Annotated in this window: 10 protein-coding genes; 4 read left to right on the plus strand and 6 right to left on the minus strand. The window is 55.7% G+C overall.

All coding sequences use genetic code 11. The features are described from left to right. Positions 1 to 394: 394 nt before the first annotated feature. Positions 395 to 691: a DUF3817 domain-containing protein gene (locus ACYX34_RS18100; protein WP_462077981.1), complete on the plus strand. Its 297-nt coding sequence runs from the start codon at positions 395 to 397 to the stop codon at positions 689 to 691. 19 nt (positions 692 to 710) lie between these two features. Here ACYX34_RS18100 and ACYX34_RS18105 read toward each other — a convergent pair whose 3' ends face one another. The 5 genes from ACYX34_RS18105 to ACYX34_RS18125 all read right to left on the minus strand — a co-directional run bounded on the left by ACYX34_RS18105 (position 711) and on the right by ACYX34_RS18125 (position 8,432). Then, entirely contained in the window at positions 711 to 2,270 is a 1,560-nt protein-coding gene (locus ACYX34_RS18105; protein WP_462077982.1) for a DEAD/DEAH box helicase, read from the minus strand. A gap of 35 nt (positions 2,271 to 2,305) precedes the next feature. Further along, positions 2,306 to 3,409 carry a DNA topoisomerase IV subunit A gene (locus tag ACYX34_RS18110; RefSeq protein ID WP_462077983.1) on the minus strand — a complete coding sequence of 368 codons (1,104 nt, stop codon included), beginning with the start codon at positions 3,407 to 3,409 and terminating at the stop codon, positions 2,306 to 2,308. A gap of 17 nt (positions 3,410 to 3,426) precedes the next feature. Further along, positions 3,427 to 5,511 carry a DNA topoisomerase VI subunit B gene (locus ACYX34_RS18115; RefSeq protein ID WP_462077984.1) on the minus strand — a complete coding sequence of 695 codons (2,085 nt, stop codon included), beginning with the start codon at positions 5,509 to 5,511 and terminating at the stop codon, positions 3,427 to 3,429. Between the two features lie 118 nt (positions 5,512 to 5,629). Beyond that, positions 5,630 to 7,873, minus strand: coding sequence for a WD40 repeat domain-containing protein (locus tag ACYX34_RS18120; RefSeq protein WP_462077985.1), 2,244 nt, complete (start codon positions 7,871 to 7,873; stop codon positions 5,630 to 5,632). 4 nt (positions 7,874 to 7,877) lie between these two features. Beyond that, positions 7,878 to 8,432 carry a DUF4124 domain-containing protein gene (locus ACYX34_RS18125; protein WP_462077986.1) on the minus strand — a complete coding sequence of 185 codons (555 nt, stop codon included), beginning with the start codon at positions 8,430 to 8,432 and terminating at the stop codon, positions 7,878 to 7,880. A 467-nt stretch (positions 8,433 to 8,899) separates the two neighbouring features. Between ACYX34_RS18125 and ACYX34_RS18130 the strand changes: the two genes are divergently transcribed. The 3 genes from ACYX34_RS18130 to ACYX34_RS18140 all read left to right on the plus strand — a co-directional run bounded on the left by ACYX34_RS18130 (position 8,900) and on the right by ACYX34_RS18140 (position 12,467). Then, positions 8,900 to 9,418, plus strand: coding sequence for a HugZ family pyridoxamine 5'-phosphate oxidase (locus ACYX34_RS18130; RefSeq protein WP_462077987.1), 519 nt, complete (start codon positions 8,900 to 8,902; stop codon positions 9,416 to 9,418). A gap of 477 nt (positions 9,419 to 9,895) precedes the next feature. Continuing rightward, the gene (locus tag ACYX34_RS18135) at positions 9,896 to 10,177 is read left to right on the plus strand and encodes a S8 family serine peptidase (protein ID WP_462077988.1); all 282 of its coding nucleotides are present in this window, start codon (positions 9,896 to 9,898) and stop codon (positions 10,175 to 10,177) included. Continuing rightward, complete coding sequence (locus ACYX34_RS18140) at positions 10,140 to 12,467, plus strand: S8 family serine peptidase (protein WP_462077989.1); 2,328 nt, start codon at positions 10,140 to 10,142, stop codon at positions 12,465 to 12,467. The genes ACYX34_RS18135 and ACYX34_RS18140 overlap by 38 nt, the downstream gene beginning before the upstream one ends. A 678-nt stretch (positions 12,468 to 13,145) precedes the next feature. Here ACYX34_RS18140 and ACYX34_RS18145 read toward each other — a convergent pair. Further along, entirely contained in the window at positions 13,146 to 13,361 is a 216-nt protein-coding gene (locus ACYX34_RS18145) for a hypothetical protein (protein ID WP_462077990.1), read from the minus strand. Positions 13,362 to 13,381: the final 20 nt, after the last annotated feature.

Consider the following 13,381-nt stretch of genomic DNA (forward strand, 5'->3'; position numbering starts at 1 on the left):
GTACTGAGCATCCCGATCAGTGCCACCACCAGTAGCATGCGATGAAGCTTCATAGGTCTTACCTCAAAGAGGTTGAGAGAGAAGAAATTGAAGCATGGCAACACGATGTTGCCACCGGTTGACGTGCACACCGTACCATTCTGCATTTGTGAGAGACTACGACATCAGGCAGAGGTCGCGTCCTGCATTTATACATCCGGTCAGCATTTTTATCGTACCCACAGCTCACCAGAACATCGGAGTCCCTCTTCGATCCGCTCGTCAGCACTGACCAGCCTGGGAATCTGAGGCAGGAGAGTCCTTGACACTGGTTCACAAGTTCGTAAACAATTCCCGCCGACCCTGACGCTTTGCTAACCTTAGCCAGACATGTCACTGAGAGAACTCGACGCACATGAGTCAGATCCGACGATTCAGAATGACCGCCTTGGCTGAAGGCTGTTCATTTCTCGTATTACTATTCGTGGCAATGCCGATGAAGTACTTGATGGGAATGCCGAGGGTGGTGACCGTCGTGGGAGCGATTCACGGAATCTTGTTTTTAGTCTATGTTGCCCAGTTGGCAAAGTTGCGGGCTACCTATCAATGGGATAACCGGTTTTCCTTCTATGCCTTTCTGGCCTCTCTTCTCCCGTTTGGGCCATTCGTGTTCGACAAACATCTTCGTCAGAAAGAAATTGCTGTAAACTGATCGTCCAACACGGCCCCCTTCATCGTTTTCCATCGTAGCCTCGCTCTTTCCATTTCTCGAGCAGTTGAATGCGTTTCTTGAGCTGTTCGACCGTCGCTTGGTCGACACGGCTGCCGGTTCGTGCAATCAGTTCCGCATTAAGTCGGCGATGATCGATGCCACTGGTTCTGGAAACGGCGCTGACAAGCAAGCGATGAAGGTCTCGTAGGTCTTGCTTCTGCTCATAGAGTGAAACCGCCGGTTCTTGAACTGCCGCCGCATCGCCCTCACCGCGCGTCTCCTCTTCACCGATCAGGCTATCCATCCTCGCAACGGCCATCAAGGGAACGTACTCGTTCGTCGAGACCGTCACTCGCCCGAAGAGATCCCGCTGCCCTGCCGGCATGATCTCTTCCAACACATGATCACGCTCCGCCTTGATCTGCTTGGCATAATGCACGAGGACCGGATCCTTCGGCAGATAGAGCCAGGCCCGTTGCGGCTTCGGTAAGCCCTCTTGCATACGGACAAACCGGCCCACGACCTGCCGGAAATACATTTCCGTGATCACGTTCGTGCCATAGACACCGACACGCAGTCGTGGAATATCCACACCTTCACTCACCATGTTGACCGCCACCAGCCACTGCTGCTTTTTATGCGTGGCAAACTCTTCGATCGTGTGTGAGGCGGCGGGATCGTCAGACACCGCTACCTCCGCCTTCGTACCGGTCACTCGCGCGACGAGCTCTGCCACCCAGCGTGCATGATCTTGATCCATGCAGACGATTAGTCCGCCTGCATCCGGCTGCTCCTCCTTCCGAAGGCGTGTCAACTGGGCATGGGCATCGGTAATGACCGGACCCAGCCAGGTATCTTGCAGCAACGCCGTTTTCAACCGTTCGCGTTGCCGATTGAATGTCAATCCGTCTTGAAATGTCGCTTGATGTTCACGACCGTCGGAGAGCCAACTCAGCTCACCCTCGTAGCTCGGAAAAACAATTGGCCGACAGACATCGTCTCGGATCGCCTCGGTGTACCCATAGGCAAAATCGGCCCGGCTTTCGTCATGTTCGTACCGGACAAACGGGATCGGATTGTTATCCGACCGAAACGGCGTACCAGATAAAATCAACCGAAACACCGCCGGCTCAAATGCCGAGCGAAGCGCCTTTCCCCAGTTCTTCCCATCACCGGCATGGTGGAGCTCGTCGAAGATAAGCAACGTCTTCTTGTTCTTGCATACTCGCTGAAAACTCTCTGGAGCAAGGCAAACCTGTTGATAGGTCACCACCGCTCCGTGATAGTCGGACGCTTCAGCCGGCTGATCGTTGGTCAGAGTTGGATCAAGCTGGAGCCCGATCTTCCCCGCGGCTTCCGACCATTGGGTACGAAGGTGATTGGTCGGGCAAACGACCAGTACTCGGACCGCCGCTTGCGTGTGCATCAACTCATGCGCGACCCTCAGCGCAAACCGCGTCTTGCCCGCGGCAGGCGTGGCCATCGCCAAAAAGTCTTTTGTCTGATGGGTACAGACCGCCGACAGCGCTCGTTGCTGCCAGTCACGCAGAGGTGCAGTCCAGGCAGGCAATCTCTTCATGGCCGGTGCATCATGGCCAGGTCACAGGGAAGAGGCTAATCAAGCCAATCCCGTTCCTGAAGTTTTTTGGGCAGATATTTTTTGGTGAGATATTGGAAGTCTTTATTCGCCAACGCATCGAGTTCGTACTTCAATCCACTGGCCAGCATGCGCTTAATCTCCGCCTGCCAGGCCGGCTTCTTGAACCACTGGTAGTTCAACAATTCCTTCGCACGGGCAATATCCTTGTCGTTGAGCTTGATGCCGACATTGCGCGGCAGTTCATAGTTCTCAGGATCGGCACTCGACAGGCCCACGAACTTGGCTTTGGGAATGGCCATCCGTTCGCTCTCGAAGGCCAGATTGATCGAGCCTTGCTTGACGACGGAATAGATGTAGTACCCCCAGGGATCGTTATCGACCAGCACATAAACCGGCAGTCGATGTTCCTCGTGCAACCGGCAGGCTAGGCGCCGCACACCACGAGGAGGCTGACCGTTTCCGGTTAAGAGGATACAGTTATAGCGACGCCAGAACTTGTCCTCCGAAAGCCTGTTCCACTGCGTGCCCTTCTCGACGAGCAGCACGAAGTCCGCTGTGCAGCGCCGGATCTCCAGATATTCCGGCTCGACGATCGAGGGAACCGAGTACCCGCCCTTCCCGAGCTTCGAACAATCGACACGATCGCCGTCATCACCGAAGACCACCGGCCCCACGATACTGCCTCTGTTTTCGGCACTGACATGGAGCTCTTCTCGAAGCGCGGCGAGCGACACCTCGAGATCTTCAATAACCGGATCGGATTCGTCCTGCGCATCGAAGGTATTCTCGTGAGAATCCTTGATCGTGTGTTTCGTGCGGTAGTAAATTTCTCGAAGCGAGGTCGTGAGATCGGCACGCTGCAACTCAGAGAGCGCATCCGCCACCAGCACCGTCTGCATGAATCTCTTGGCCATACCGACGTTGAAAAACGACCGTTCCTGTTTCTTGTCCCCCATCTCAATCAGGCCCTTCCGCTCGTTGAAAGACACATTCGAGAGGGCACGAATCGGAATCTGAAGCGTTGGGTCTTTCGACCGTTGGGCCGCTTGGATGACAATATCGGCCAGACTGATCAGCTTTTTCTCAACCACTGTGGGGGGTTTTGTCTTGGTCGCCATGGTGTCTAATTGGTGTCCTATTTATGTTTGCGGGAAGCAGTGGACTTACCCTGCTTGACAGGCTCCGCTTTTGAACCAGACTTGCGCGCAAAGAGCATCGTCTGCTCTGATTTCACAGCTACCTTCCTCGTCGATTTCTCAGTAGGTCGCGCTTTGATCGCTTGTTCTTTCGAGGTCGGCTCCTCAACAGACGGTGTCTCTCCCAACAAATCGGACGTGGCCTTCGGTCTCATTCCTGCTTGATCTACCTCGACTTGACTGGCCACCGCCGTCTCGCCTTCGATACCTTCGGCTGTCACGATGATGGAGTGCGGCAGACCTTCAGGCCCGGCTCCGGTTTTACCCAGGGCTTGGTCAGTTTTTTGACCACCGGTGCGGGTAGAAGCGATCTTCTGAAGCTGTTCCTTCAATTTCTCTTTCTGTAGCTTGCCCCCCTTAAGCCGATTGCACGCCTCAACGACTTCTTCAATATACAGCTCAAAGATATTTCGCCGCCGAAATTCGCTCGCAGCCCGTTCGCGACGACGCACGAAGAGACCCAGCCGCCTACCACACTCCCGAAGTGCGAGAGTGATTTCCTTTTGAATCTCATCGTAGTCCGCAATCGCTTCTTTAGACTCACTCGTAAACGGCACCCAGACCGAGGCCATATGCACAAAGATCACCATCGGCCCGCCAGGCAAGGCCCCTCGCGACTGTGTCAAGCCGTAGTTCTTCCACGTCGTGCTCAGCACGGCCTTGAAAGTCGAACAGGCCGATTGTTGATACAACAGCGGCACGCGATTCGCGTAACGGATCACCCGCGCCAGCTCTGAATCTTCCTCCTCACCCTCACCCTCAGCTTTCGGCATGGCTGGCTGCTGAGGCTTGTTCTGATCTTGAGGTCTGTTGCCGTAGGCCAGCCCAGCCTCAATGATGAAGGGGTTGCCGCGGTACACCGCCGGCGGCCGACTGACTGCCGTATAAAACTCACCTTTAATTTGCTTATAGAGCCCGGAGAGGATGGCCTTCTCACCGATCGGTGAAATGCAATTGGTCGGCGGCGCCATGAGCTTCGTCTCTTGCAGCGTTTTGTAGAGCGTTTCAGCCACCGGCCCCTTCAGCTCACGTGGCTTGGCCTCAGGCGATACCTTCGCCGCCTTACAAATCTCCTCTGCAATCTGAGCAGATACCCGACAAAAATCACTTTCGAGAAACCCCGCAACCGTGTGGCTCTTCGTATCCTGCAACATCTTGAGCAACATGCCAAACTCAATCCCATAGGGATGGGGCTTGATTTCGCGCGGTTGCGGCGGGAGCTCGTGATAGGTGCGCGCATACTCTTTCGTCTCCCCTTCCGGCGTGTGATAGATCAACTTTACATGGGGATTGGCGATCGAGGTCTGCTCCAGCCATTCGTCGACTGACGCACGGCCCTTCTGATACTTGCCTTCCACTTCCAGCGTCACTTGAGTGCCGCGCGGTTGCTCCCAATCGATCTGCTTGTTCTCATGCACCAGCGGTTCGTTCTTCTTCGTGTCGATCTGGACTTCGAAGAAATGCGCGGCGGCTTTCGGCCCGATCCGGGAAATAATCTTGACCGGTTTGCCGGTCGTCAGCTGTCCATACATGCCGGCCGCGGAGATACCGATCCCCTGTTGCCCTCGACTCATCCGTAGACGATGGAACTTCGATCCATACAGCAGCTTTGCAAAGATTCGAGGGATCTGTTGACGAACGATACCGGGCCCGTTGTCGGTGACCGTCACACGAAATCGGTTCGCTTGGCTTGCTGCAATCGGTTGCCCGTTCGACACGATCTCAAGCCGAACCGTCACGTCAGGGAGGATCCCTGCCTCTTCGCAGGCATCGAGTGCGTTGTCGACCGCCTCTTTCACGCACGTCAGCAGCGCTTTGCGTGGATTGTCGAAGCCGAGCAGATGCCGGTTCTTCGTGAAAAATTCCGAAACGGAAATTTCCCGCTGGCGCGCTCCCATCTCCACCGCGGTCACCCGCTCTGCCTGTTTGGCGACAGCTTTCTTCGGCGCGGCTGATTCAGGAGTTGATGGAGGAGCGGAAGATTTCGATGAAGTCACTGTTACAGATACATTCTTTTGTGCCATTCACCCTCTCTTGAAGACAAGCGTTGATTGTGTGGTATCACAAAACTTATTCGGAAACAATGGGACCGGATGGTGAACGACACAAACGGAAATAGACCTGTGCGCAAAACGAATTGCCCTATCGGGTGGCGGAAGGATCCCGCAGATAGTGCGCTGGTCCCATGGTTTCTGCGGACCAGACCAGAATTTTTCGGTTGAGGGTCGACACGATCAAATGTTTCCCATCACTCGTCCAATGCAGATGGGATGGCGTCCCGACATGAAATGTCTTTCGTTTGGCTTTGGCCGACAGGTCCCAGACAGAGATATGTTCTCCCACGCGAGTCGCTGCCCATCTTTGCTGTGGATCGACAGCCATGGCTGTCCCCAACCCCACAGGCGGTCCATGATCAACCTCCGTATCCCGACTGGTGAAGGTATCGAGGCCTGCCCACACTGTATTGTGTTTGGGATCCCAAATCACCAGCGTCTTGGATTTCGGATCACGGGCTCGCGTGGTCGTCCAGACAAAGGGCTGGTTCCATCCCAGACCGGCCCAGGCTTCCGGCATGCCGGCTGGCTTCTCTACTTCTTGCCAGGTTGTACTGTCCCATATGACACGACCGGATCGCGAGATCGTCATGAGCCACGCGGTACCATCCAAGAAACTCAAGCCTTCGACGACCTCCCCCTGCACGCCTCGCTTCTTTGCACAGGTTTTCCCAACGCAAGCCGACGATCGGTTGAGATGCACTAGCTCCTTCACGACTGTTTGGGTGACGAGATCCACGACCGAAACGTGCGGCTGGCCCCCAGCGATAACTAAGACACGGTTGCCTGGAAGAAATTGCAACGCGTTGATCTGCCCTTGTTGGCTGGCATAGGGAGAAAACTCACGCCAACTATGGGTCTCCCACAGACGGATCTCCCCATTAGTGGTCCCTGCTGCCAAGATGGCACCATCGGAGCTGAACGCAAGGGCGCTGGCCGCGACAGCCAGTTTCAGTTGACGCAAGAGCATCCCCTGCCCCGGGTCCCATATTTTCAGAAACCCGTCGTCACTGGCCGTCACAAGCTGGTTTGCGCTGGGAGAGGTCACCACTGCACGCACCACCATGGCATGAACGAATGTCGGCACAGCGGTCGACGTGAGCGCTGCCACCGGTACCGGACTCTGCGGCACCGTTCGTTTTGCCAAGACCTTGGCCTGTGGCTGACTTGGATCCAACACCAACTCCGGAGAACGTGACGCGACATCCCAGACCGAGACCTTCCCGTCCACCTCGGAATTCAATCCCCCCTGCAGTGCCACGACCACCTTGGCCCCGTTCGGCGACCATTTCAGCAACGACACACGGGTCCCTATCTGACGGCAGTCGTGTCCGCACAAATCCTGCAACATCGTTCCGGTCGACAAGTCCCAGATCTGAAGCGTAGAGAGATGGTCGGATAGTCCGACCAGATAGTCCCCATCACTTGAGATATCGACCGGATGCAGATGGCTCGGCACCCGTACTCCGCGTTCGCGGTCTTCATAGAGAAATTCCGTCAAGGCCACCTGCTTACCCGTGCTCACCTCGACCGACACATAACTCGATTCACCGTTCTCGGCGACCAAGTGCTGGCTGTCACGCGAAAACAGCTGAGGCGTCGCCTCTCCTCCTGTCCCTTCTCCGCTCGTCAATGTCGCCCGAACCGAAATCGCTGCCTCACTCGTATCAATGAAGAGCATGGCACGACCAACGCCCGCCGCGAGGGTTTCACTGTTCGGTGCAAAAAGCAGATCCCGCACGACGCCGTCTACGGCCACATCACGGATGGTCGTCCCTCGCAGGTCGTACAGATGGATCGTCTGCCCTTGGGCAATCGCCAATTGCTTGGCATCGGGAGAAGCCGCAACCGCCGACAGGTCCTTCTTCTGATCCAACGCGATATGCTTGAGCGGTACAAGCTTCTTCCCTAGCTGCCAGACGGATACGGCCTCATTCCAATGACGGAGAATCAGCTGATCAGTCTCGCTCGAATAGGCAAGCAACTGATAGGGCTCGCGTGACTCTGAGGGGATCGTGGCGACCGCAGTACGATTCTTCCAATCGTAGATGACAACGCTATGCCCCACGCACAGCACCCACCCATCTTGCTTCATCAAGGCAATCTGTTGACAGGGAAGATCTGGAATCTTGGCCACCAGTGTCTTGGTCTCCAGATTCCATACAGCCAACTCCTCCGTTTGAACGAGAAGGAGCCGACCATCATCAGAGAAGGCAGCAGAAGCTCTGGGGATAGCCCCCTCAGCATCCCTCGGGGACAACGTGATGAGGGCCAAGAGGGTCGCCAGTGCGAGGTTTATGAAGTTCTGTCCTGTCCACCGAACCATTGTCATGACGTCATTCTGTCACATGATGACGCGAGCGCGCGACTCCCGTTGCCTGCTCCTTGCCCTTACGCATAGGACGCGGGATCGACAAATCCTCGACCTTGCCCCCCGCCTCCGCGCCTCCCTTCATGGCTGGTAGCACGTCAACAAGGTGCTCAAGCCCCTGTTTGTCCTTCCATGATTGAACCGGTGCTCTGGCGTCCCGCTCACTGCCGTTGAAGACCTGCCACGGACTGATCGCCATGGCCCGGAAGGGGTTCAACCCTTCGATGGTCAGTTCTAGAGGCGGTTGATCACTCGTTGGAGACATTCCGCTTGGCGCCTGAAGCGGGCGAGCCTCTGCGCGAGGCCGCTCGGGCGCGACCGGCTGAGCTCGCGCCCTCCGCGGCAATGCTGATTGCGGAGCTGGCGTCACGATCAGCGCGGATTTCTTGTGCGTACCGGCAGGCGGCGCATCGGTAATATGGAGATGCCCCTGTTCATCGGTCCATTTATAGAGCTCTGCCATGCTCACGGTCGGAGAGAAAAGCAGTCCGGCTGCTGTGCTCAGAATGAATGCCTTCATGATGGAAGATGCCTGCATAGCCCACACGCTGCCTCAATGGACCAAAGTATAGCAGCTGCTTCCAGTTGTGCACGTACCTTCGCGTAATTGGACGAAGACCAACTGAGCGGGCCATGGCTATGGGAGTAGGACTGGAAGGGAATGCGTTTAGGGTGGGAGGAGCACGCACCTAACCGAGGACGATCAGGTACGGCGGAGATCTTGGGAGGACTTCAGGCTTCCCAGTCGAAGCTGGGCTTGCACACCATCCTCTTTCACTCGACCCCCTTTTGAACCATATTCCCTCGGGGCGTTAACTCCTCCCACTCCGGTACCATAGGCTTCACACCGAGGTGAGTCAAGAGGCAGAGGGAATTCGCCACGACCTCCTTCCCCTCTGTGGTGATTCCGCCTGACGGGTGATATGGTGAGTGACACTCAGTTGTACGACAAGTCTCGGACATTCAGAACTTGGAGGGCTACCACCCATGGCAAGCGCGTTGACCAGTGAGAACGTTCACGACGCATGGTCGGCACTGGGGCAAGATGTGCGCACCGCCGTATTACTGACGATGCGAAATGGACGGCCCTTTGGATCACATGTGCCGTATGTGTTCGGATCGGACTGGACTCGAGTCTATCTACACCTCAGCCGTCTCGCGCTCCACACACAGCACCTGCTGGCTGATCCACGGGTATCACTGTTCATTGCGGAACCCGATGGGCCCGAGAAAAACCCGCTGGCATTACGACGGATCAATCTTCAGGGCGAAGCAGCCATCCTCTCGCCTGATACATCATCCTACGATGTCATCAAAGAACGATACCTGGAGCGGTTCCCCCAGGCTGAGATGATGTTTGGTTTTGGCGACTTCGCTCTCTGGGAAATCAAATTTGACGATGCCCACTTTGTGCTCGGCTTCGGCCAAGCCTTCCTATCAACTGCTACGACACCATCAAGATGGGTCCATCAAACGGTGGAACGAGTGACTCCGGGGAAAGGCTGACCATCCGAGAAGCGGCGCTCGTCGGCATAACGCTCAGCTCATCTATCACCAAATACGGACACCAAATCCAGCGAATCCATGACACATCATCGAAACTGCCATCACACGATTTGTGCAAATGTGAGGGCTGTGCACTCGCACATGCTCGACCTGCGCTACCTCCTGCTCCGCGAACAATCCTTCGTTACACATCCGTGCCGACACGTAACCTCCTCCGGTCACAGGGCACTCTACACCAAAGATTGATCCATCACTTTATACCAGTTTTCCCCTCGGAAGAGGGGTACATGAATGAACGCCAGTTCTATTACATGTAACGCCTGGTCCGGATGAACCAGCGCGATCAGTCCATTTAACACCGAGAAGACAATGTCCTACTTGCCCGCTCTCTCTCATCGCATAGTACAGCTTGCTGCAATCACGATGTGCGTATCGGCTGTGTGGATTTCCACATCCTGTAACGCAACCGATCACGCTGTGACAACGCCACACACTTTCGATCCATCTACGAAATCCCCTCCCCCTCGATTCGCCTCGAATGAAGTGTTGGTCAAGTTCAAAGGCGGAGTGTCACCAGAGCGGATTGCGGCGATCCTCAAAGACAACCGAACCGACGTAATCACTGAACTCCAGCGGGAACGTCTTTATCATGTCCGTATTTTGGATGATCGGTCGGTTGAATCCGCGATCACCCGACTCATTTCATATCGGGAGGTCGAGTATGCGGAGCCCAATTACCTGTACGAAACGCAGAAGTAGCATGATGAAAATCGTGCTCTGTTCGTTCGGGATCATCGTTGGCGTTACCATACCCATGGTCACATTGCCGGACCTCATACCCGGAAATCGCTTGGTGTATGCGAAGCAGAAACAGACATCCGGTAGCATGACAGCGTTCTCTCGGGACCTGCGTCACCCGGCACGCTATGTCCCGGGAGAGGTGCTCGTCAAGTTCAGGGATGAGGCGCCTTCATCGGGGATCAGATCGCTGAATGCCGATGTAGGTGCCAAAGAACTCAGAGCAGTGTCGGTACAGGCCGGAGTGATCCATCAGTACAAGTTGGACGGTGCCTTATCGGTGGACGAGGCCATCGCGCAATACCAACGTAACCCCGCCGTTGAGTACGCCGAACCCAACTATCTTTACCAGCTGCAAGCCATTCCCAATGATGCCCAGTTCAGCACACTATGGGGCCTCCATAACATCGGTCAAGCTGTGAATGGAACGGCGGGAACGACAGATGCCGACATCGATGCACCGGAAGCCTGGAACATCAGCACGGGAAGCCCAAACGTGATCATCGCCGTTATTGACACGGGCGTGGCTTACGATCATCCGGACCTTGCACCCAATATCTGGACGAATCCGGGAGAGCGTGCGGGGGATGGCGTTGATAATGACGGGAATGGATTAGTCGATGATGTGCATGGATGGGATTTTCTCATGAACGATAATGACCCGATGGACCCCGTCGATCTCAATTCAGAAGGTAACCCTGGACATGGCACTCATGTCGCTGGAATCATCGCGGGAGTCGGAAACAACGGAACTGGAACCACGGGGATCATGTGGACCGCAAGACTGATGGCTCTGAAAGCCGGCGGTGTGAATCGATCTCTGTCCACCGCCGCCATTATCAGGGCAATCCACTATGCCGTCGCCAAAGGCGCGCGCGTGATTAACGCCAGTTTTGGCGGATCTGGCTGTAGCTTGGCTTTTTATGATGCCGTGCGTGCCGCGAATGATGCAGGGGTCCTGTTGGTTGCAGCGGCAGGCAATGAAAGCGAGGATAACGACAACGTCTCGATGTTTCCCGCAACTTTCGGCGCCGCCTCGGTGTGTGGCGGGCAATCGAAAGCCGCGTTGGCAAACGTGATCGCGGTCGCCGCAACGGACCAAAATGATCACTTGGCGACCTTCTCAAATTTCGGGGCCACGACTGTCCATGTGGGGGCGCCGGGCATCAGAATCAACAGCACAACGCCCACCGCAAACGTCACGACGGTTCTCTTGCATCACTTTGATTCGAACCCAATCGGACTCGGGTATGTCTTTGGAGGAACCAGGAGTACCTGGGGTTTCACCGATTTCACATCATCCAGCCAACCAAACAGCCTGACCGACAGTCCGACCGGGAGCTATCAGAACCACACCGATTCCTTCGCAGTTGGACCGGTGTTCTCTACCGAGGGACAGCGGGGCTGTCGATTGGACAGTCGCGTTCGCTACCAAACCGAGCTGGAAAGCGACGAAGTTTTTGCAGACGTCTCAAAGAACAGCGGAACCACTTGGCAAGCCATCCGGGGTATTTCAGGAGACAGCAACAACCAATTTCGTCCCATTACCTGGGGAGACATCGCAGACGGCGCGGCTGGTTCACGGTTTCGGTTCCGATTCGTCTCGGATGAGAGTCTCACCTTTGACGGCGCATATTTGGACGACATCCGCGTCACTTGCGTGGCAGGGCTGCCGTCAGATACTACAGACTACCAGTTTTTTGAGGGCACTTCGATGGCCACTCCGTATGTGGCAGGACTGGCTGGATTATTGCTCTCCGTCAACCCTAACCTCTCGATCACCGAACTCAGGAGCGCCATCCTGAGCACCGTGGATCGGAAGACATCCCTGAGTGGGAAAATGTTGAGTGGCGGGCGTATCAATGCCCGAACCGCGTTGGCCAGCGTAGTGGCAAATTCCACCATCACCGTCAACAAAGCCGGTACCGGCACTGGTACGGTGACGTCCGATCCTGCTGGATTTGACTGTCGAGCAACATGCAACGGGAAGTTCCCTCTGGGTAGCACGGTCCACCTCGCCGCAGCACCCGATCCAGGATCGATCTTTGCCGGGTGGAGCGGAGATTGTTCAGGAATTGGTTCCTGCTCGATTACCCCGAATGCCACTGTCACTGCCACCTTCAACATCGCACCGCCACCCAACGATGGTGGTGGCTGCACAGTCGCCCCTGGCGCAGCTGGAGACATGATGCTGCCGACCATGTTCCTCATATCTCTGGTTGTCTTGTTGTGGAGGACAAGCCGCCGTTGAAACCAAATTTCGACAGAAGAGGAACGTCATTACCGCAAGAGCTGCCCCCGACTGACAGCATATCCGCTTGGTGCCCAGTATTGAGAGCATGGTTTTCGAGCAGGGCAAGGATGTGTTAAGCCTTATGTACGATAACTGCCGGCCGTCAATGGGACGATGATGGATCGGCAACGGGGATTATGGAGCAATGAACTACATCGTCCTACGAAACTGGATATACCACCGAAGGGCAAGATCCTATGTCTCTCTTCTGCTTGGTCGCTCTAGTGTGACCAGGCCCACCCGAGCATTGAACAAGACCTCAAGCCATGCAAAGCGCGATGTCGCGGCTGGTCACGCCCCTCTGGAGGAGGGGCGTGACCAGCGTACCTTTGCAACAGTTTCAGCAACACTGAATGTATGAGGCTGCTCATAGATAGAACCGTCTCAGAGCAACACGATCGGAAAAAACGAGCCAGGGCTCAATGGTCCTAGAGCTGGCAACTCATGGTGGGAAAACAACCTCGTTCAAATCGCTGCAGGTCGCCCATGAAACCGCACAGCGAAGACACATTGGTCGATTCAGCATCTTCGCCTGACTCCCCGATAGATTGAAGCACTATCAGAACACGGTAAAGCAGAGAACGGGGGAACTGGTGTCACAAGAAAAGGTTGGAGACAGCGCAAACCGTGAGCGCGCTATTCGCTCTTACCACGACGAAGCAGCCCCAAGGAACTGCCCAGGGCCAGGCCACTAAAGAAGGTCAGGCCGAGGACCACACCGAGCAGCGAGGTGGGTGGTCCCGCTTGGCGACGGATATAGCGGCCGGCTTGGGAACCAACGGTGGCTTCTCCGCCGATCCAGCTTCGAGGATCGTCATGCTGTGTTTCGTTCAGATAGTTCAGAGACTTCATGACTTCCTTTCTTCATCCAA

This window comes from Nitrospira sp. CMX1, assembly GCF_054902215.1.

Bases quoted from the DNA above. Each gene is read 5' to 3' on its own strand.
- ACYX34_RS18100 (WP_462077981.1), top strand. From the start codon at position 395: ATGAGTCAGATCCGACGATTCAGAATGACCGCCTTGGCTGAAGGCTGT.
- ACYX34_RS18125 (WP_462077986.1), bottom strand. From the start codon at position 8,432: ATGAAGGCATTCATTCTGAGCACAGCAGCCGGACTGCTTTTCTCTCCG.
- ACYX34_RS18140 (WP_462077989.1), top strand. From the start codon at position 10,140: ATGCGGAGCCCAATTACCTGTACGAAACGCAGAAGTAGCATGATGAAA.
- ACYX34_RS18105 (WP_462077982.1), bottom strand. From the start codon at position 2,270: ATGAAGAGATTGCCTGCCTGGACTGCACCTCTGCGTGACTGGCAGCAA.
- ACYX34_RS18120 (WP_462077985.1), bottom strand. From the start codon at position 7,873: ATGACAATGGTTCGGTGGACAGGACAGAACTTCATAAACCTCGCACTG.
- ACYX34_RS18130 (WP_462077987.1), top strand. From the start codon at position 8,900: ATGGCAAGCGCGTTGACCAGTGAGAACGTTCACGACGCATGGTCGGCA.
- ACYX34_RS18115 (WP_462077984.1), bottom strand. From the start codon at position 5,511: ATGGCACAAAAGAATGTATCTGTAACAGTGACTTCATCGAAATCTTCC.
- ACYX34_RS18145 (WP_462077990.1), bottom strand. From the start codon at position 13,361: ATGAAGTCTCTGAACTATCTGAACGAAACACAGCATGACGATCCTCGA.
- ACYX34_RS18110 (WP_462077983.1), bottom strand. From the start codon at position 3,409: ATGGCGACCAAGACAAAACCCCCCACAGTGGTTGAGAAAAAGCTGATC.